Origin of the sequence: Corynebacterium sp. HMSC074H12, from assembly GCF_001813755.1 — a bacterium.
GTDB lineage: Bacteria > Actinomycetota > Actinomycetes > Mycobacteriales > Mycobacteriaceae > Corynebacterium > Corynebacterium hiratae.
Genome location: NZ_KV813882.1, coordinates 78,899 through 97,212, shown reverse-complemented (window position 1 = coordinate 97,212; position 18,314 = coordinate 78,899). Strand labels below are relative to the sequence as shown.

The following is an 18,314-nucleotide window of genomic DNA, read 5'->3' as shown; positions in this document are numbered from 1 at the left end:
TGCTGCGCCTTCAGCCCCCAATGAGGGAAAACTGCTGCGGCAGGCCGCAGGATTGACCAATCCGTGGGAAGATGCAGGTGTGACAAAGCTTCTGAATGCCCTGCCCCTCGCACTGATCGCCTGTACAGCGGCAGCGTGTTCTGCTGCTGAGGATTCCACCAGCGGTGAACCGCAATTCCACAACACCTCCACCGCCGAGACTTCTGCCGATAACACTGAATCTACGGAAGCCAGCCCGGCTCCGACGTCCGCGAAGGACAAGGAAGGTGACTCGAGCCTTAAGGAATTAGATAAGGGAGACTTCATCGCCACCAACTTGGGGCACGCGACCTCCACGGTGTATGGAGTGAGCAGCCCGAATGACCGTGTGGCCTGCACGGTCACTGAAGATCAAGGTTTGATCGGGTGCAGCGTAATGTTCGCTGATCCGCCCCTGTACCCGGCGACCGGGCAGCCGCTTTGGCTCTCCAATTCCGTCAACTTCGATGCGAACGCGGGCTTTTATCCCAATGTGAAAATGGGCGGAGACGCCGCGGCACCCACCACGCTAGAAGCAGGGAACACCGTCACGATGAACGGTGTGACGTTTGAATCCGTGAATGAGGATGAGTTCACGGTCAAGATCGATGGCCACCACTTCACAGTGAAAGACGATGGTGAGTACTACTCCGATACCTTCCCACCGCAGCCAGATGGGGAAGGGAAAGCTATGACCGGAACCATCTGTGGGGACCTCGGCAATGGCGAGTATGTCTATGCCAAAGAAAACGGGACGAATTGCGCGCGGGCAATGGAAGTTCTTGACTATTACAAAAACTATGACTTCGCTCCGATGGAGGGAGGCAACCGCGGGTACCTCATGGAAGATGATTTCAGCTGCTCCTATAACGCCGATCCCGGCTGGCCAGATGAGCCCGACTATCGGTGGCTTGGCTGCAGCATTGAAGACGGTGGCGCTGTCGTCGTCCTGGACTCGGCCGCGCGTGCACTCGTGTCCGAGAAAGGTGGGCAGCGCTAGATCAATGCGGGGCGCGCGTCAGCGTGAGTTCGTAGGAACCGCTGGGCGTCGTGAAGCACAGCAGCGAGGTGCCCTCGGGGATGGCTGCGGTAGCGCTCGGCAGCAGCCTGATGGGGCCGTGCGTGCGGATGCGTGGGGAGGATAACTCCGCCGCGAGGAAGCTGCCCACGTTACTCACCATCCAGTTGTCCTCCTGCTGCCAGAAGTGGAGGAAGTGGCGGTGCATGGAGGCGTCATCAGGAGCCAGTGGGAAGTCCCCCGCGCGGCCTGCCACTAGCTGCTGACCTGGGCGCACGACGGCGCGTTCCCCAGCGGAGTTAGTGACAAGGAGGTCGCGCTGCATCCAGAGGCCTTTCTGTAGCTTTAGGCAGTAGCGTTTAGAGCTTTGAGTAGCACGGAGGGCGCTGTCACCTTCACACTGCCGTGTGGCCTAACGCACCCGCTGAGATTCCGGGGAGTGCCACCCAACGAGGGCTCACATCCGGCTCGTGTGGCACCCCCGGCCACCAGAGGAATACACTAAATCGCTCACGTGTTGTCTCTTGGGTGCTGACGATGTGAGTAGCAGCGCTGAAGACCCAAAATAGAAAAGTTGAAAGGTGTAGCCGGCCGCATGTCCGCTGAAATCCCTTCGAAGGTAATAACTACCCTCAGCATCCTGGTGCTGGGAGCGATGGTCATGATTCTCAACGAGACCTCGCTCTCCGTTGCGCTACCAGCCATTATGGCGGACTACTCCATTCCTGCCACGAGCGCCCAGTGGTTGTTGACGGGATTCATGCTCACCATGGCTGTGGTTATCCCCACCACCGGCTTCCTTCTGGAAAGACTTACGACGCGCCAGATCTTCGTTGCGTCCGCGGGGCTCTTCCTGGCCGGAACCGTGGTGGCGGCCCTCGCGCCGAGCTTCTTCATCCTGCTGGTGGGCCGCGTCCTTCAAGCTGGCGGAACCGCTTTGATGATCCCTACCCTTATGACCGTGGCCATGACGCTGGTCCCAGCGCAGCGTCGTGGCACGGTGATGGGCATCATTTCCGTGGTGATCTCTGTGGCCCCGGCATTGGGGCCCACCGTCGGCGGAGCGATTCTCAACCACTTCACCTGGCACGCCATCTTCTGGGCCATGGTCCCGCTCATCGCCCTCATTCTCGTCGCCGGGCTGTGGCGTTTGGACAATGTGGGGGAGAACCGTGATACCCCGCTCGACGGCCTCTCCGTCGTCCTTTCCGCCTTCGCGTTTGGCGGTTTGATCTACGGTTTATCCTCGATAGAAAAGATGCTGCAGGGTGACGGATGGGTGGATATCGCCGTTACCGTGGTGGGCGTTATCGCGCTCGTCGTATTCATCCGTCGGCAGCGGCGTTTGGCGCTGGAGGATCGCGCCCTGATGGATCTGCGTCCCTTCCGTGTCCGCAATTTCACCCTCGCGGTGATCATCCTCCTCCTGTCCTTTGGGCTCATGCTGGGAATGGTCACGGTCTTGCCCATCTATCTGCAAACCACCCTGGGGGCTACGGCCTTTGCCACGGGGTTGGTGGTGATGCCGGGCGGCATCCTCCAAGCCTTCCTTTCCCCGATTGTGGGCCGGCTCTTCGATTCCTATGGCCCGCGCCCGCTTATGATTCCTGGATCACTGCTCATGGTGGCCGGGCTGTGGCTCATGGCCACCTTGGGTGAGAACTCAGCTGTGTGGGTGGTCGTGGGTATGCACGTGATCTTCTCCCTCGGCATGTGCTTGATGATGACGCCGCTGATGACTACGGCGCTGTCCTCGCTTCCGAAGAAGCTCTACTCGCACGGCTCGGCAATCATGAACACTTTCCAGCAGTTGGCGGGTGCGACGGGAACGGCTTTGCTCGTTGTCTTCCTCGCCCGCGGCACCTTGGCTGGCGCTGCCGCTGGGTTAAGCCCGGCTGCGGCGACGGCGCAGGGAACTCACTGGGCTTTCCTGTTTGCCGGTGTGGCCGGTATCGCCATTGCGGTGATAGCACCGCTGCTTAAGCGCGCGGATTAAGTGCGCGGTTTAACACAGCGGCAGGTTCAGGCGGATGTCCTCTGCGTCCTCGCCCCAGACGAGGACGGCGTCAGTGGAGTCCTCGGCGCTCATGTAGAACAGCGGCTCGGAGTCGGAAATGTCGTAGCTGTACACGGTGCAGCGCCCGTTGGACAGTTCCTGCCCGCCCTGCGTCGGGCCAGCTGCCTCGCGCTGGGCGGCGTCCCCGTACCGCGCCACGGAGTAGCTCACGCCGTCACCAACGCACGTAATCTTCGCCTCCTGGCCGTCCTCCGGATCACGGGATTCGCAGGTGGCGCCGTTGAAGCCTTCGTCGCCGGGGCGGGAGCTGATGAGCCCGGGGTGGGCATCGGCAAGCGCCTGTTCTGAGTCGGACCACGCCGACCGCCCCAGGAAGAACCACAGCAGTCCACCAACCAGGAGCAGGAGAAGAAGACCCACGCCCAAGCCCGCAAAGACCTTGCCTTTCGACTTCGAGGTGCGCGTGGTGGATGATTCCTCCGCGGGGTCGGCAGCATAGCCAGGTTGCGGTTGCTGGGGTTGCTGGGGTTGCTGCGGCCCGGCCCAGTCCGCCTGTGGGGCGGCGGTGGGCTGCGGAGCTGACTGCCACGAGGCCGCGCCCGGACTATCTGTGTTTGTGCTGCGCACGGCGTCGATAACGGCGGCGGCTGAGGGGTAGGCGGCCGCAGCGCGGAAGCCTGGGTAGGCCGCGGAGACGAGCTGGGCCAGGCGGTCGATGACCTCCTTCGCGGAGGCAGTGGGGGCGTCGGTAGCGGTGGCTGGGCCGACTGAGGCGAAGAAGGCGTTCGAGCGGTTATCGGTGAGGATGATGCGTCGCGGGTTGAGCGCACGGAGAGCAAAGCCAGCGCGGCCCTGCTGGATAAGGAAGTCCGTGGCGTCGGCCAAGGGAGCAAAGACGGCGAGAGCCTCCTCCTGGGAAAGGTGGTGGGCGCCGATGCCAGACGACGTGTACTTCGACAGCTGCTCGCCCGGCAGGCTGCGGCGCACAAAAAACTCCTGACCATTGTTCATCGTGCCCGTGCCCACGACGGGGGCAATAGCGCTGTGCTGCAGCTGGCCAACGATTCCGGACTGGCGGAGCACGCCGCGGTGCTCCGGACCATAAATCTCTACGAGGAGCTCGTCGCGTGAGGGATCCTCCACGAGAAACAGCGAGGAACCCGCCCCTTGGTCCAAGACAGCCTTCTCGCGCAGCCGGTGCTGGGTAGTGAAAAAATCTGGAAGCTTAGTCACGGTGAGAGAAATCCTTCGTGGAGGAGGTAGACGGTGAGGTATAAGAATCTTCCTCATTCTAAAGGCGACACCGTGTCCATGGGCGTGACACAGCGCCCCCGCCACGGTGGGCTAACAGATGGGTAAGCTCAAACGGTCCTCGCGAGCGTGCGGACCAGCAAGAACGAGGGCAAAACGCGCAGAGACTCCCGAGGGGTACACTCCCCACGTTCCCGGCTGGTGAGGGATTTCCGCCGAGGTGATGCTGCACGCATCCTGGACTAAGACGTCGAGGCGGCGCGGCATGATGGAGTTACGGTTGTCCTCCGTGCCGAAATCAGCTGCGACGAGCGTGAGGTCGTCGCTCCTGCACACGATTCGAGCTTGCTGCCCCGCTTCCGGCAGCGCGGGGCGGCAGTCGAGGTTGCGCCACGGGGCGCGGCCAGGGTGCTCCGGCAATAGCTGTGGAAATTGTTGGGCCAGAACCTCGTCGTGCTCGTCCCACCCCGCGCCGTACAGCGCTAGTCCGCCGGCGACTGCCAGACACAGCAACACCGCCGCAAGCACGCCCCCGAGGATGCTCAGATGGCGGCGCCGCGGCTGCTGGGCGCGCTCGTGGTGGGGGCTGGCCGGTGGCGTAGCAGGGCCGGCGGCAGCATCCGGGGCTGCGGGGCGCGGCGCGGACGCCAGCTCACTCAGCTCCGCGAGCATAATCGATGCAGTGGCGAAGCGCTGCTGAGGATCCGGGTTCAACGCGGAGGCGAAGAAAGTGTTGAGGGCGGGGGCGAGGGGAGCGTCGCCAGGCGCCAGATTATGAGCGGTCAACTGCGGTATCACACGGCTGTGCGCCCACTGCTGGGGACTGGTGGCGCGGCGCAGATTAACCAGAGTGAGCATCTCCAGCGCGATGAGCGCGAGCGAGTAGCGGTCACTGGCGGCGGTCGGCTGCGGTGGCTGCTTGACCAACTGCGTGGGGTAGAGCTCCGGCGCCATGTAGGCATCCGTGCCCACGCGCAGGCCTTCGCGGGTCAAGCGCGTCGTGTCCTCATTGATGGCGATGCCAAAGTCCGCCAGCATGACGGTACAGCCCTCGTTATCACTGTGGGCCGTGGGGGAAGGCGTGCTATCGGCGATGATGTTCGCGGGCTTGACGTCGCGGTGAATGACCGGCGATGGAAGGGCCGCCAGGTAGTCCAGGGCCTGTGCGATGGGCGCGAGCAGCTGCACGGTTTCCTCCACCGTGAACTTGGAATTGTCCAAGATCCGCTGGTTAATGTGCGCCTCCAAGCTAGGGCCGCGCAGAAATTTCATAATGAAATAAGGCACGCCGCCCGGGGTGATGTCGCCATCGTAGATAGGCACGATGGCCGGATGCTCGAGTGCCGCGACGGTGCGCATCTCCGCCATGAAGCGGCGGACCTCCTCATCATCCTCGGCCGCATGCTGCGCGATGACCTTGATGGCGACCTCGCGGTCCAAGCTTTCCTTGCGGGCAAAGACGATGGTGCCCATGCCACCCGCACCGATCTGGTGGAACTGCGAGTAGCCCTTGGCGCTGAGCTCGGGCTCAAGATCCAAAGGCAGACCGGAAGCGGTGGGCTGGCTGTTCATGGCTATGCGGCGACGATGATGGGCTGGTGAATGACAAAAGGCTCATAACCGGCCTGCCGGATGCTGATCTCTGCGACGAAGTCGCCGGGGTCGGTGAGCCGAGCAACCAGCGTGCACTCGCCGGACTCACAGTCCACGACGAAATCCTCGCCCTCCTTGAGGTGGTGTGACTGGGTGTCGTCGAGAAGCGCCACCTGCCATTCGGCATTGTTGTCCAGATCCGCCTCGTCCCCACTCAAGTTCGTGGCCTGCACGCTGAGGACAAGGGCACCCCCGGTGGCCCACTGCAGCACGCCGGTTGGGGCAGAGCCGCCGATGGCTCCGTCGTAGCGCCGGTTGTCCAGCTCAACGCGTAGGGTTTGAAAACCATAGGGCTCCACGCCTGAATAGGTGGCCACGATTTCGTTGACCACACCGGGGCCCGCTTCCTTCTTCGTGAGCAGGTAGGTGCCGTCCTCCTGGCGCAGGTGCGAAGGTTCGCTGGGTTCTGGGCTCTCGGAGTCGGCCCCCTCGACAGGAACGTCTTCGTACTGGGACAGGGTGGTCTGGCCCGTGACCGTGAATTTGGGCGCATCCTCCGCGGTGTCCTTGTTCGTCGCGCACGCAGACAGCGCGAGGAGCGCTACGCCGAGTCCAGCTAGCGCGCGCGGAGAGACGGAGGCGAACATTGGTTGTCAGATCCTTGCAGAGGGACAGATGAGGGATAGAAGGGGATAAAAATAGAAAGGGGCCAGAATCAGACAAAGAATAACAGCACCGGTGAGCGGCTTAAAACAATAATGCTGAATTGTTATGAAAGGTGCGCATAGTAGTGCGGGTGTGCGGCCGCGAACTGGGCGAGCACAATGCGCCACGAGATTTTCTGGCCCGGCTGGAACTGCGGAACGCCGAGCTTTTGCAAGGTCTCCGCCAGCGTCTGAATCTTGCGCTCTACTTTCTTTTCGGTCCAGTCTAGGGCCTCTGCTAGCTCGCGCTGACTACTCACGACCACCCGTGGCTCCGCAGCGGGGTTGTCGAGGAGTGGCTGAGCGAGGGTCTTGAGCAGCAGGCACTGCTCCTCATTCGGCTCGAAGACGTGGGTGGTAAACGGCCCATCCGGTGGAAGGCTGGGCTGTGGGCTGCGCAGCGACTGCATGACGGTGAGCTCGCACTCGTAGCTCATGGTGGCAGTGGAGAAATAGAGCGTGGAGGTTCCCGGGTGCAGGACCTCAATGCTGCCGGGGCTGATGAGGGTGCGGCCGAAGCCGCAGGCGGCGGGCGGCTGGATCGTAGCGGCGATGAAACTGCCGATGTTCTTGATGAACCACTGTGAGCCATTGGACCACACCTGCAGGAACGTGCGGTGCATGGCGGGATCATCGGAGGCCAGTAGGAAGTCCCCCTGGCGGCCAAGGGTGACGCTTTCGGAGACCTCGAGGAGGCGGGAGTGCCCAATCAGATCGTCGATAAGCAGAGTGCCGTGCTGTGCCTGTTGCATCGGGGGAGGCTCCTTCCCGCGGGGATGTAACCAGTGTTGACTGAAGAGTTACTTTACTTTAAGGCTTGCGCGCAGGCGCTTGGCGACGCCTCCCGCCACCTGTTCGCTACCGGCGTACAGTGGCTCTACCTGGGGAAATGAGGTTTTTGAGTAGGGGGGGTGCGGAATTCGCGAATGGAGTGTCCGCCCCGCGCGTTAGAGTGGATGACACATTTACAGCGAAAGGTAAGAGGTAATGTTCGAGAGGTTTACTGACCGTGCTCGCCGCGTCATCGTTTTGGCGCAGGAGGAAGCACGCATGCTCAACCACAATTACATCGGCACCGAGCACATCCTCCTGGGGCTTATTCACGAAGGCGAAGGCGTAGCGGCCAAGGCTTTGGAATCCATGGGGATCTCGCTGGAGGACGTCCGCCGTGAGGTGGAAGAGATTATTGGTCAAGGTTCTCAGCCGCACACCGGCCACATCCCATTTACCCCGCGCGCGAAGAAGGTTCTCGAGCTCTCCCTGCGTGAGGGGCTCCAGATGGGCCACAAATACATTGGCACTGAGTTCCTGCTGCTCGGCCTCATCCGTGAGGGTGACGGCGTGGCGGCTCAGGTGCTGACCAAGCTGGGCGCCGACTTGCCGCGCGTGCGCCAGCAGGTTATCCAGCTGCTCTCCGGCTACGAAGGGAATGAAGGCGAAGGCGGCCAGTCCCAGGGTGGCCCCGGCCCGGTAGGCGCCGGTGCCGGCGCTGGCCAGGGAGGCCGTGTTGGCCCGGGTGGCTCCGGCGAGCGCTCCAACTCCCTGGTGCTGGACCAGTTTGGCCGCAACCTCACCCAGGCTGCGCGCGACGGCAAGCTGGACCCAGTCGTGGGTCGCGATTCCGAGATTGAACGCATCATGCAGGTTCTGTCTCGCCGGACCAAGAACAACCCGGTGCTCATCGGTGAGCCCGGCGTGGGTAAGACCGCCGTGGTCGAGGGCCTGGCCCTCGATATCGTTAACGGCAAGGTCCCGGAGACCCTCAAGGATAAGCAGCTCTATTCGCTGGACCTCGGCTCCCTGGTGGCTGGCTCGCGCTACCGCGGTGACTTCGAGGAGCGCCTGAAGAAGGTGCTCAAGGAGATTAACCAGCGCGGTGACATCATCCTCTTTATCGATGAGATCCACACCCTGGTCGGCGCCGGTGCCGCCGAGGGCGCTATCGATGCTGCTTCCTTGCTGAAGCCGAAACTGGCCCGCGGCGAGCTGCAGACCATCGGTGCCACCACCCTGGATGAGTACCGCAAGCACATTGAGAAGGATGCCGCCTTGGAGCGCCGCTTCCAGCCTGTCAAGGTGGAGGAGCCCTCCCTCGATGACACCATCCTGATCCTCAAGGGGCTGCGCGATAAGTACGAGGCACACCACCGCGTCTCCTACACCGATGAAGCGTTGAAGGCTGCGGCCTCCCTGTCGGACCGCTACATCAATGACCGCTTCTTGCCGGATAAGGCTGTTGACCTCCTCGATGAGGCCGGTGCCCGTATGCGCATCAAGCGCATGACCGCCCCGGAGGGCCTGCGCGAAGTGGATGATCGCATCGCAGAGGTCCGCAAGGAAAAGGAAGCTGCGATTGACGCCCAGGACTTCGAGAAGGCCGCTGGACTGCGCGATAAGGAGCGCAAGCTGGGTGAAGAGCGCGCGGAAAAGGAAAAGCAGTGGCGCTCCGGTGACTTGGAGGAAATCGCCGAGGTCGGCGAGGAGCAGATCGCTGAGGTCCTCGCGCACTGGACCGGCATTCCGGTGCTCAAGCTCACGGAGAAGGAATCCAACCGCCTCCTCAACATGGAAGAGGAGCTGCACAAGCGCATCATCGGCCAGGACGATGCCGTCAAGGCCGTGTCCCGCGCCATTCGCCGCACCCGTGCCGGCCTGAAGGACCCGCGCCGTCCTTCCGGTTCCTTCATCTTCGCAGGCCCCTCCGGTGTGGGTAAGACGGAGCTGTCGAAGTCCCTGGCCAACTTCCTCTTCGGTTCGGATGATGACCTCATCCAGATCGATATGGGTGAGTTCCACGATCGCTTCACCGCGTCCCGCCTCTTTGGTGCTCCTCCGGGATACGTTGGCTACGAAGAGGGCGGCCAGCTGACCGAGAAGGTTCGCCGCAAGCCTTTCTCCGTGGTGCTCTTCGATGAGATCGAAAAGGCCCACAAGGAGATTTACAACACCCTTCTGCAGGTGTTGGAGGATGGCCGTCTGACCGATGGTCAGGGCCGCGTGGTGGACTTCAAGAACACCGTGCTTATCTTCACCTCGAACTTGGGTACTCAGGATATCTCCAAGGCTGTGGGACTGGGCTTCACCGGCTCTTCGGAGAATGACGCCGATGCGCAGTACGAGCGCATGAAGAACAAGGTCAATGACGAGCTGAAGAAGCACTTCCGCCCCGAGTTCCTCAACCGTATTGATGAGATTGTGGTCTTCCACCAGCTCACCCAGGAGCAGATCGTCGAGATGGTGGAGCTGCTCATCGCCCGCGTAGAGAAGCAGCTCTCCGAGCGTGACATGGGCATCGAGCTCACTCAGAAGGCCAAGGACCTGCTGGCTCAGCGCGGCTTCGACCCGGTCTTGGGTGCACGTCCGCTGCGCCGCACCATCCAGCGCGAGATTGAGGACCAGCTCTCCGAGAAGATCCTCTTCGGCGAAATCGGCGCGGGTGAGATCATCACCGTGGACGTTGAAGGCTGGGACGGCGAGTCCAAGGACAACTCTTCTGCCACCTTCACCTTCACGCCGCGTCCACGCCCGCTGCCGGAGGACACCTTCGACAAGGAGCTCGAGGAGACCGCCGTGCGTGAGGCCGATGAGGAACTGGCCACCGAGATCGACGCCGAAACTCACGGCCCCGACTCCAATGGTCCGGACACGGTGACCCCGGACGTCCTCGACGAGTCTGGTAGCGATTCCGCTGAGGAATCCCACAACGACGATGGCGATGACGGCAACCCGCCGCCGGCAGGTGCCGGTGCTGGCCAGCCGCTCTAAGCGCTGACTTGGGCCCCGTGCTGGACCCATAAGGAATAAGCCCCGAACCGCATGCGTGTGACACCGCGTGCGGTTCGGGGCTTTCTTTGTGTGTCCTCCAGCCGCGATGGGAGGCACGCCCCAGTGGGCGGGAAGGCCCAGTGGGCGGGAAGGCCCGCCCACCACTAGAAGGGAATCAGCACACCGTCTCGTGAGATTCGTGCTCCGGGTGCTCGACCTGGATGATGGAGGCGTTTGGTAAAAGGCGTCTGACAAAAGGCATCTGTCATAAGGCGTTTTCACGGCTGAAAACGCCTTTTACGCCTTGTAGATGGCGTTTTTAGACCCAAAGATGCCGTTTGCCAGATGCCTTTTGCGGGACGCCCTTTTGACTTGGTTCAGTTTCGTGCGGAACAATCCCACCCCACCGCCGAAAAGTACCAGGTAGCAGTGTTAGGAGTGACGTTGCTCGCCCGCTCATGACCTAAGCCGGGCTAGAAGGGAATCAGCACACCGTCTCGTGGGATTCGTGCTCCGGGTGCTCGATCTGGATGGTGGAGTGCTCGATGCCGTGCTCGCGCAGGGCTTGCTGGGCGGCATCCAACAGAGGGCCGGTCTCGACGGTACCGTCGCGCACGATGTGCACGGTCGTCAGCACGTTCACGCCGTCCAGGCTCCACAGGTGTAGGTCGTGGATGTCGGCAACACCCTCGATCTGTCGCAGCGCGGGCTCGATGACGCTGGCGTCGAAGTCCGCCGGGACCTGCTCGAGCAGCACGCTCGCCGAGAGCCGCATGAGCTGCCAGGCGCGCGGGAGCACCATCGCCGCGATCACCAGGGAGGCGATCACGTCCGCCGCCACAAACCCCGTGGTCAGTACCACGACGCCCGCCACGATCACTGCGATCGAGCCGAGCATATCCACCAGCACGTGCAAGAACGCGCCCTCCACGTTGATTGAGGATTCGCGGTGCCGGTGCAACACCCACGCCGATAGCGCATTCGCCACAAGGCCAATCACCGCGATGATCAGCATCGTTGTTCCTTGTACCTCAGCCGGGCTCTGCAGGCGGCGCACCGCCTCGACGACAATCCACACCGAGATTGCCAGCACCATCACCGCGTTCGCTAGCGCAGCAAGCACCTCTACTCGCCGGTAGCCGTACGTGGCCTGGGCCGATGCTTGTCGACGCCCAACCAACACCGCGAGTACCGCGATGATGAGCCCAGCGGCGTCGGAAAGCATGTGCATCGCATCCGCCATCAGCGCCATTGAACCCGCCAACCAGCCGCCGATCAGCTCCGCGAAGAAAACGGTGCCGGTAATGCTGAGCGCAATCAAGAGCGCGCGCAGGGGCGTGCTGGAGTGATCGTGGTCGTGGTGCTCGTGTGCCATGCACTCAGCCTATCCCCGCCGGCGCTTATTGACAAGTAAATGAAAATAGATGGCGGCGCCAGGGGGCGATTCTAGGATTCGGCAGGTTGGCAGTTTGACGGTGCGGGGACGTCGCGGAAGCGGTCGATGAGGTAGTTCGTGCCCTGCAGAACCGCGCGGACCGTGGGCGCGGCATGGTTGGTGCCCGAGCCCGGGCTCACGTTCACCGCCCAGGCGTCCTCAAAGTAGACGGTCCCACCGGCAGCACAGAAGTCGTGAGCCATGCGGCGTGCTTGCTGGTAGGGGATGATGTCATCGGTCGGGGAGTTGACCACCATCATCGGGGCGTTGAGAGCCCGCTGGCCGAGGCGCTGCTCGTGCAGCATGCGGGAGGCCACCGGCTTGCGGCGCAGGAGCTCGGCGAAGGATTCACCGCTCGTGGTCAGCTCACTGGTTCGAACATTTCCCCAGGTAGACATCGATTCGCGCAAGCAAAAGGTGGCAGCGTCGGCGAGGAATGTGTGGCCGCGTGGATTCATCTCACCGATGATTTCCCGGGAGAACTCTGGGCTGCGCTCCGCAAAACCATTGATGGCGTAGCCCAACACGTGAACGAGCGCTGAGCCGTCGACCGCCTGCATCACCTCGAAGAGGTCCGCTGGAGGTGCACCGGCGAAGGTTCCCTTGACGTTGAGCTCGGGGGCGTAGCTAGCGGCGTATTCGCCTGCAGCGGCAGCTGCGCCACCGCCTTGGGAGTAGCCGACAAATCCCACGGGGGAATCGGCGGGAGCACCGGCGAGCCGGAGCGCGGCGCGGGCGGCGTCAAGAACCGCGTGGGCCTCCTCGACGTTGTTGACATAAGAATGGTGCCCCGGGGTTCCGAGCCCGATGTAGTCCGTGACTACGACGCGCACACCTTGGGAGGCCGCGTAGTTATACACGCGCGTGGCCGCAGCTTCATAGCGCTGGTCAACGCGGTTGCCGTCGGCGGCGAAACGGGCTCGGGACGGCGCACACTGGTCACCCGCCCCACGCGTTCCCGGCGCGTAGACGATAGTTGGGCGCTCGCCCGGCCCGTTCCATGGTGCTGAGGGCTCGTAGACCATGCCGGTCACCGTGGTGGGCGTGCCATTCATGAGGGTGGAGGAATAAGAGATAACAGTGGCCTTAACACCGGGTTGTTCTATCGGTGACGCCGACTGGACGCTGCCCGGCTCCACCGCGTGGGCGGCGGGTGACGCCAGAATAAGAGCAGCGGTGGTCGTCAGCACTGTTAACAGGGATTTTATTCGCACAAAGCTCAGAGTAGCCTGCGGCGTCGTGGTGCGCATCCGCGCTAAGCTGGCACGCATGGGAATTTATTATCGCAAGCGCAAGAAGACCGGAAAGAACAGCTGGATCAACCTCTCCGGCTCCGGTGCCTCGATGTCGACGAAGGTCGGCCCCGTGACGTTTAACTCCCGCGGCGGCATGTGGGTCAACCTGCCCGGTGGCCTGAATTTCCGGGGACGCTGGCGCTAATGACATCTCACCCCAACAGCGACTATGTCCGTATGGGGTACGAGGCCGACGTCGTCTTGCGCCTAGGCATGATGCTCATGGGGGCGGGAACGTCCGGCTACCGCGTCCTGCGCGGCATGAAACGTGCCGCCCGTGCGCTCGGCTTTGATCGGCTCGACGCCAACGTTGGCGTCACCCAGATAACATGCACGTTTCACCGCGGCCGCGAGTTTCGCACCGTGGTGGCCCAGCAGCATTCACCCGCCGTCGACGCCTCCCGCATCGAGGCGCTGGAGGATCTCACCCACCACAGGCTGTACGCGGGCATTACGGCCGAAGAGCTCACGGAGATGCTTGATTCCATCGAGTCCACGGTGGTCAAGCGATGGAACCGCTGGCTCTTGGCTGCAGCGGCAGCTATTGCGTGCGCCTCTTTCGCGGTCCTGAACTTCTTCACGCCGCTGGCGATTCTCCTAGTGGCTCTCGCCGCTTTCTGCGGCCAGCTCACCCGCGCGGTCTTGCACGGCAAGCACGTTCACCAGCTGGGCTGCATCGTGGCGGCCGGAACTGTGGCTAGCCTCGTGTACTTCTTCACCACCGAGGCTGTGGCCGCCGCCGGGGTGGCGGACCCGTCGGAGTTTTCCTCGGGCTATGTGGCCGCCGTACTTTTCCTCATTCCCGGCTTCCCGCTATTCTCCGCGCTCATTGATCTCGCGCGCTTCGACTTCGAGGCCGGACTATCCCGCCTGACCTACGCGCTGACGGTGATCACAGCTGCGACCTTTACCGTGGCCTTAGTCAGCTGGACCACGGAACTCACCCCGGAACCGGGAATTCCGGACTATGCGCCCGTGTGGTACCTCGCCGCCGCGGCGGCCAGCTTCCTAGGCATTTCCGGATTCGCGTTCCTCTTTAACTCCTCGCGCCGGATGGTGCTCGTGGCGGCCGCGGTGGGAACGGTGGCCAACCTTGTGCGCCTGCTCCTCATCGGCGTCGGGGCCACGGCCTACGTCGGCGCCTTCGTAGGTGGTCTCATCGTCGGGCTCTTGGGTGCGGTGGCCTCCACACGCGCACACCTACCGCGCATCACCACGACGGTGCCCGCGTCCGTCATCATGATCCCGGGCACCTCCATGTTCCGCACTGTCTATCACCTCAACGTGGGTAACATGGACCAGGCGTTGAGCAACTTCGCTACCGCCTCGATGGCCGTGGCAGCCATCGGCTGTGGGCTTATCCTCGCGCGCCTGTTGACCGACCGTGACTGGACCTTCGGCCACCTCATCGACTTCTCACACGTGCCTAGTGCGGAAGGTGGAACAAACCCTCGTCGTTGACATCCATCAACCCATCCTCGAGCAGTGAGGCTTGTGCGCGCGAGCGCTGTGCCGCGTCCGGCCATACCGCGTCGAGCGCGGATTGCTCGACGGGATGAGGGGTGGCGCGGAGGACGTCGAGAAGCAGCCCTCGCACCTGCCGGTCCGTACCGGTGAACTTTTGCACTCGCTTCTTGGCCCGCGCGGTCTCTTCTTCGCTGGGCTCCGGACAGCCCGCGAGCTGCCAAGCGCACGTGGACTTGATGGGGCAGGCGGCACAATCGGGATTCTTCGCCGTGCACACCAGCGCGCCGAGCTCCATGAGCGCGGCTGAAAAGCGCGGACCGTTCTCTTTTGGAAGCAGGGCTTCTACCTGCGCCAACTCGCGTTTTGCGGGAGGTGGCGCCAGGAAGCGGCCCTCCTCGGCGCGGGCATGGACGCGGCGGACGTTGGTATCTACCACCGGAACGTTGTGCCCAAAATGGAAGCAAGCCACCGCACGCGCGGTGTACTCACCGATTCCGGGCAACGCCAAGAGTTTGTCGACGTCCCCCGGGACCGGCCCCTCACCAATCTCCTTCGCGCATTCCCACAAGCGCAACGCGCGGCGCGGGTAGCCCAGCTTTCCCCAGGCGCGCAGCACATCTGCTTTGGATGCTGCCGCGAGGTCCTGTGGGGTGGGCCAGCGGCGCATCCACTCCTCCCACTGCGGGGCGACGCGCGCGACGGGTGTTTGCTGGCTCATGACCTCGCTTAAGAGCACGCCCCACGCGGAGGTCCCTGGCTCGCGCCACGGTAGGGGGCGCTCATGGGCATCGAACCATTCCACGACAGCTTGGGTATCCATAGGCACCTCAGTGTAGGCGGTGGGGACTAGAGTAAGGCTCATGCCTTTAGTAGATGTCCCTCAAAACCCGCAGAAGGTGTGGGAAGCCCTCCAGGAAGGTAACCACCGCCTGGTGACGGGTAACCTCATCGACGTAAATCAAGACGCGAAGCTGCGCGCTGGCCTGACCCAAGGCCAGGACCCGCGCGTGATCGTGCTGGCCTGCTCCGATTCCCGCGCGCCCATTGAGCACGTGTTCAACATTGGTTTCGGCGATGCCTTCGTCATCCGCACCGCCGGTCACATCCTGGACAGCGCGGTGATGGCGTCGCTGGACTATGCCCTGGAGAATCTCAAGGCCAACCTGCTCGTGGTGATGGGGCATCAGTCCTGCGGTGCGGTGGGCGCAGCCGCGGACTTCCTGGCGGGCGGCGATCTGCCGACGGGCCTGCAGCGTCCGATCATTGAGCGTGTGGCCGCTGCCTCGATGGTGGCCAAGCGTGATGGCCGCGAGGAACTCGCCGATTTTGAGCGCGAGAATACCGCGCAGACAGTCTCCCAGATCATTTCTGACGTTCCGGCTGCGCGCCAGCTTCTCGACGCCGGCACGCTCGGCATCGTCGGCCTGCGCTACCTCCTAGAGGATTCCAGCGTGGAGACCGTCGTCCTGCACGGCGTTCACTAGGCTCGCCGGCTGGTCCGGGCACTGAGCGGGGACTAAGCGCATAGAAGTCGCTGCTCAAGACACGCGGCCCCGGGCTGGCCCGGGTTGGGCTCGAGTCCCCTTAAACTAAGAGCTGTGACTGAGCCATCCCGTACCCCGAAGCAGCTGCCGCGAGAGATTTACCTGCGTCGCCGAATCGCCGCGCTCGTGGCGATTCTGGTACTCGTGGTTATCCTTATTTGGGCTGCCACCGCGCTCTTTAGCGGTTCGAAGGAGGACCCGGGAGCCGAGTCGCAGCAGGCGGCGGCGTCGGGCACTCTGACTCCGTCGGAGGATGCAACCTCGGCGGTGGAGACGACCGAGTCCACCGCGTCTGAGGAATCCACCGAGCCCGAGGCGGGGGAGGCGGACAAAGAAGAACCGACCTCCGAGGAAAAGCCAGCTGAGCTCACCGTTGATCCATCCAAGACAACGTGTTCCCTCCAAGACCTTAAAGTGATGGCCAAGACCAACGAGGACAGCGTCCCCGCTGGCAAGATGCCAACCTTCTACTTGGAGGTATTCAACCCGACGACGGAGGACTGCTCTATCGATCTCGATGAAGAGCAGCTGCGTTTCGAGGTTTACAAGATGGGCTCCAACGAACGCGTGTGGTCCGATACCGATTGCTATGCCTCAGTGGAAACCGGCAAGCAGACTTTCAAGTCCGGTGAGACGCGCTACTTCCAGGCGGATTGGTCCCGCAAGCGTTCCGAGCCGGGCAAGTGCACCGAGCGCGAGGAAGCCGAGCCAGGCGCTTACTTCCTGCATACCGTCATCGGGGAAAACTACTCCCCAGCGTTGCCGTTCAACTTGCTTTAAGCGCTGCAATCGCCTCGCTCAGCGTCGCGGCTTGGCACACCTGCATGCCACCGCCGACCTCCACCTTTCCGGGAGGGACGATGGCGTAGCGATAACCCAAGCGGGACGCTTCTGCCAAGCGGCGGTCCAGGTTCGGTACGCGGCGAACTTCGCCGGCCAGGCCCACCTCACCGATGACCACCGTCTTCGGTGGTAGCGGCTGCTCGTGCAAGGAAGACCACGTGGCGAGCGCTACGGCGAGATCCGTCGCCGGCTCTTGGATTTTCATGCCGCCCACCGTGGCCACGTAAGCGTCTTTGTCGTTGGTGCGTTCACCGGCCCGGGCCTGCAGTACGGCGAGCACCATTGGGACACGGTTGGCATCGAGCCCCGTGACCACGCGCCGCGGGTTCTTCGCCACGGGATCGACGGTCAGCGCTTGCACCTCGGCCAGGATGGGGCGCACACCATCCATGGCGACGGTCACCGCCGAGCCGTCTGGGGTGCTGCCGCGGTGGGAGAGGAAGAGGCCGGAAGGGTCCGCCACCTCCCGGATGCCAGCGGCGGTTTGCTCAAAACAGCCCATCTCATCGGTGGCGCCGAAGCGGTTCTTGAGTCCCCGGAGCAGGCGCAGGGAGGATTGACGGTCACCTTCAAAGTTCAACACGACGTCCACGAGGTGCTCGAGCACGCGCGGGCCAGCGACGTTGCCGTCCTTGGTCACGTGTCCGACGAGGAGGATGGGGATGCCGGTGGTTTTGGCCAGCGTGGTCAGGGCTGCGGTCACCGCACGCGACTGTGCCACGCCACCGGCTACGCCCTCCACCCCGGCCGCGTGCATGGTTTGGACGGAGTCCACGATGAGGAGGCTGGGCTTGAGCTGTTCGACGTGACCAAAGACGACATCCAAATTCGATTCGGCCGCGAGGTAGAGCGTCTCGTGCAAGGCCCCGGTCCGCTCGGCTCGGGCGCGGACCTGCCCGGCGGATTCCTCGGCCGTGGCATAGAGGGCGGTGCGGCCCAGTTGCGCCCAGCGGGAGGCGACCTCCAATAACAAAGTGGATTTTCCGACTCCTGGCTCACCCGCCATAAGCACCACCGAACCGGGAACGATGCCGCGGCCAAGAACGCGATCGAGCTCCCCGATGCCAGTGTTGAGGGCCTTCGTGGCGGCAGCGCCCACCTTCGTAATCGGAACCGCTGGGCTCGTCGGTGTCAGGCCGGTTGGCCGGCGTCCAGACACAGCGGCCTGGGCCGCGGTGCTGCTTTCTGACGCCGCGGTTTCCTGCAACGTTCCCCATGAACCGCACTCGGGGCAGCGGCCAAGCCACTTGGGGGAGACGAAGCCGCATTCAGAGCACGTGTGGACGGGACGAACCTTTTTTGCCATGCCCATCACTCTAGTAAGTGGTGTGGACATTCACGTCGCGGGCAGGATCGCACCCTTT

The 18,314-nt window shown here is 63.1% G+C and carries 16 protein-coding genes; 7 read left to right on the top strand and 9 right to left on the bottom strand.

Going from position 1 to position 18,314, the window contains the following annotated elements; genetic code table 11:
* The first annotated feature begins 79 nt into the window (after positions 1–79).
* On the top strand, positions 80–1,018 hold the full coding sequence (locus HMPREF2932_RS02185) for a hypothetical protein (RefSeq protein WP_071409494.1): 939 nt from the start codon (positions 80–82) through the stop codon (positions 1,016–1,018).
* 1 nt (position 1,019) lies between these two features.
* On the opposite strand, the gene HMPREF2932_RS02180 is transcribed toward HMPREF2932_RS02185, so the two are convergent.
* On the bottom strand, positions 1,020–1,361 hold the full coding sequence (locus tag HMPREF2932_RS02180) for a hypothetical protein (RefSeq protein WP_071409493.1): 342 nt from the start codon (positions 1,359–1,361) through the stop codon (positions 1,020–1,022).
* 270 nt (positions 1,362–1,631) lie between these two features.
* Between HMPREF2932_RS02180 and HMPREF2932_RS02175 the strand changes: the two genes are divergently transcribed.
* Complete coding sequence (locus HMPREF2932_RS02175; RefSeq protein ID WP_071409492.1) at positions 1,632–3,032, top strand: MDR family MFS transporter; 1,401 nt, start codon at positions 1,632–1,634, stop codon at positions 3,030–3,032.
* A gap of 9 nt (positions 3,033–3,041) precedes the next feature.
* Here HMPREF2932_RS02175 and HMPREF2932_RS02170 read toward each other — a convergent pair whose 3' ends face one another.
* The 4 genes from HMPREF2932_RS02170 to HMPREF2932_RS02155 all read right to left on the bottom strand — a co-directional run bounded on the left by HMPREF2932_RS02170 (position 3,042) and on the right by HMPREF2932_RS02155 (position 7,353).
* Positions 3,042–4,286: a serine/threonine-protein kinase gene (locus HMPREF2932_RS02170; protein ID WP_071409491.1), complete on the bottom strand. Its 1,245-nt coding sequence runs from the start codon at positions 4,284–4,286 to the stop codon at positions 3,042–3,044.
* 111 nt (positions 4,287–4,397) lie between these two features.
* On the bottom strand, positions 4,398–5,876 hold the full coding sequence (locus tag HMPREF2932_RS02165) for a serine/threonine-protein kinase (protein WP_071409490.1): 1,479 nt from the start codon (positions 5,874–5,876) through the stop codon (positions 4,398–4,400).
* Positions 5,877–5,878: 2 nt separating this feature from the next.
* The gene (locus HMPREF2932_RS02160) at positions 5,879–6,544 is read right to left on the bottom strand and encodes a hypothetical protein (RefSeq protein WP_071409489.1); all 666 of its coding nucleotides are present in this window, start codon (positions 6,542–6,544) and stop codon (positions 5,879–5,881) included.
* A 122-nt stretch (positions 6,545–6,666) separates the two neighbouring features.
* Positions 6,667–7,353 carry a hypothetical protein gene (locus HMPREF2932_RS02155; RefSeq protein WP_070511101.1) on the bottom strand — a complete coding sequence of 229 codons (687 nt, stop codon included), beginning with the start codon at positions 7,351–7,353 and terminating at the stop codon, positions 6,667–6,669.
* A gap of 235 nt (positions 7,354–7,588) precedes the next feature.
* On the opposite strand from HMPREF2932_RS02155, the gene HMPREF2932_RS02150 reads away from it, so the two are divergent.
* Positions 7,589–10,366 (top strand): ATP-dependent Clp protease ATP-binding subunit, encoded by a 2,778-nt coding sequence (locus HMPREF2932_RS02150; protein ID WP_070515872.1) that lies wholly within the window; start codon positions 7,589–7,591, stop codon positions 10,364–10,366.
* Positions 10,367–10,850: 484 nt separating this feature from the next.
* Here HMPREF2932_RS02150 and HMPREF2932_RS02145 read toward each other — a convergent pair whose 3' ends face one another.
* Together HMPREF2932_RS02145 and HMPREF2932_RS02140 are read right to left on the bottom strand one after the other, a co-directional pair.
* Positions 10,851–11,741, bottom strand: a complete 891-nt coding sequence (locus tag HMPREF2932_RS02145; RefSeq protein WP_046647215.1) for a cation diffusion facilitator family transporter — start codon at positions 11,739–11,741, stop codon at positions 10,851–10,853.
* Between the two features lie 71 nt (positions 11,742–11,812).
* Positions 11,813–12,991, bottom strand: a complete 1,179-nt coding sequence (locus HMPREF2932_RS02140) for a lipase family protein (RefSeq protein WP_232745223.1) — start codon at positions 12,989–12,991, stop codon at positions 11,813–11,815.
* A gap of 79 nt (positions 12,992–13,070) precedes the next feature.
* Here HMPREF2932_RS02140 and HMPREF2932_RS12975 point away from each other — a divergent pair, with 79 nt between their 5' ends.
* Together HMPREF2932_RS12975 and HMPREF2932_RS02135 are read left to right on the top strand one after the other, a co-directional pair.
* Positions 13,071–13,241: a DUF4236 domain-containing protein gene (locus HMPREF2932_RS12975; protein WP_080975064.1), complete on the top strand. Its 171-nt coding sequence runs from the start codon at positions 13,071–13,073 to the stop codon at positions 13,239–13,241.
* Complete coding sequence (locus HMPREF2932_RS02135) at positions 13,241–14,557, top strand: threonine/serine exporter family protein (protein WP_049154726.1); 1,317 nt, start codon at positions 13,241–13,243, stop codon at positions 14,555–14,557. Before HMPREF2932_RS12975 ends, HMPREF2932_RS02135 begins: the two co-directional genes overlap by 1 nt.
* Here HMPREF2932_RS02135 and HMPREF2932_RS02130 read toward each other — a convergent pair.
* Entirely contained in the window at positions 14,523–15,383 is an 861-nt protein-coding gene (locus HMPREF2932_RS02130; protein WP_071409488.1) for an HhH-GPD family protein, read from the bottom strand. The genes HMPREF2932_RS02135 and HMPREF2932_RS02130 overlap by 35 nt on opposite strands.
* Positions 15,384–15,423: 40 nt before the next feature.
* Here HMPREF2932_RS02130 and HMPREF2932_RS02125 point away from each other — a divergent pair, with 40 nt between their 5' ends.
* Positions 15,424–16,047, top strand: a complete 624-nt coding sequence (locus HMPREF2932_RS02125) for a carbonic anhydrase (protein ID WP_049154728.1) — start codon at positions 15,424–15,426, stop codon at positions 16,045–16,047.
* A 114-nt stretch (positions 16,048–16,161) separates the two neighbouring features.
* Entirely contained in the window at positions 16,162–16,887 is a 726-nt protein-coding gene (locus HMPREF2932_RS02120; protein WP_071409487.1) for a hypothetical protein, read from the top strand.
* On the opposite strand, the gene radA is transcribed toward HMPREF2932_RS02120, so the two are convergent.
* On the bottom strand, positions 16,874–18,256 hold the full coding sequence (gene radA / locus HMPREF2932_RS02115) for a DNA repair protein RadA (protein ID WP_071409517.1): 1,383 nt from the start codon (positions 18,254–18,256) through the stop codon (positions 16,874–16,876). The genes HMPREF2932_RS02120 and radA overlap by 14 nt on opposite strands.
* Positions 18,257–18,314: the final 58 nt, after the last annotated feature.

Coding starts and splice junctions, on each gene's coding strand:
- HMPREF2932_RS02180 (WP_071409493.1), bottom strand. CDS start 1,361: ATGCAGCGCGACCTCCTTGTCACTAACTCCGCTGGGGAACGCGCCGTC.
- HMPREF2932_RS02175 (WP_071409492.1), top strand. CDS start 1,632: ATGTCCGCTGAAATCCCTTCGAAGGTAATAACTACCCTCAGCATCCTG.
- HMPREF2932_RS02165 (WP_071409490.1), bottom strand. CDS start 5,876: ATGAACAGCCAGCCCACCGCTTCCGGTCTGCCTTTGGATCTTGAGCCC.
- HMPREF2932_RS02160 (WP_071409489.1), bottom strand. CDS start 6,544: ATGTTCGCCTCCGTCTCTCCGCGCGCGCTAGCTGGACTCGGCGTAGCG.
- HMPREF2932_RS02155 (WP_070511101.1), bottom strand. CDS start 7,353: ATGCAACAGGCACAGCACGGCACTCTGCTTATCGACGATCTGATTGGG.
- HMPREF2932_RS02150 (WP_070515872.1), top strand. CDS start 7,589: ATGTTCGAGAGGTTTACTGACCGTGCTCGCCGCGTCATCGTTTTGGCG.
- HMPREF2932_RS02145 (WP_046647215.1), bottom strand. CDS start 11,741: ATGGCACACGAGCACCACGACCACGATCACTCCAGCACGCCCCTGCGC.
- HMPREF2932_RS12975 (WP_080975064.1), top strand. CDS start 13,071: ATGGGAATTTATTATCGCAAGCGCAAGAAGACCGGAAAGAACAGCTGG.
- HMPREF2932_RS02135 (WP_049154726.1), top strand. CDS start 13,241: ATGACATCTCACCCCAACAGCGACTATGTCCGTATGGGGTACGAGGCC.
- HMPREF2932_RS02130 (WP_071409488.1), bottom strand. CDS start 15,383: ATGGATACCCAAGCTGTCGTGGAATGGTTCGATGCCCATGAGCGCCCC.
- HMPREF2932_RS02125 (WP_049154728.1), top strand. CDS start 15,424: ATGCCTTTAGTAGATGTCCCTCAAAACCCGCAGAAGGTGTGGGAAGCC.
- radA (WP_071409517.1), bottom strand. CDS start 18,256: ATGGCAAAAAAGGTTCGTCCCGTCCACACGTGCTCTGAATGCGGCTTC.